1 protein-coding gene is annotated in these 405 nt (G+C 46.7%); it reads right to left on the reverse strand.

Translation table 11 applies throughout. From position 1 onward, the window contains the following. The coding region (locus ACTJJ7_RS28095; protein ID WP_440969510.1) for a hypothetical protein at positions 1–405 on the reverse strand (405 nt) is incomplete at both ends.

Genomic DNA, 405 nt, shown 5'->3' on the forward strand with positions numbered 1-405 from the left:
CTTGCGGCAAGTGCCCTTTCGATTCTGTGGTTGAGGCCTTTAACGCCAAAGTCACCTTCACGAATGGAACACAGCAATCGACCTTGGCTGAACAAGTCGAGCACCGATTTAGCTCTCGCTTCCTGAGTTTCTAATTCTTCTAACGGCACGTTCATTCGGTTCAGATACGCACCATACTCATTGACTAAAGTACGCAGCATCAAGTTATAGCTGTCACTCGACAAAGGATGATTTTCGATATCCTCAAACCCTTTAGCAAACACTTGATCGACCTGCTTAGCAGAGCCGTTATTGATTGCTTTTGCCAACTGTCCGATACCTGAACGCGCATCGAAACGATAACTCTTCTGCAGCATACACAAGCTGTCTGCAATCGCAGGAGCGTTAACCAAACCTGCTTTGTCT

It is taken from the genome of Phyllobacterium sp. 22229 (assembly GCF_052056495.1).
In the GTDB taxonomy this organism is placed as follows: domain Bacteria; phylum Pseudomonadota; class Alphaproteobacteria; order Rhizobiales; family Rhizobiaceae; genus Phyllobacterium; species Phyllobacterium myrsinacearum.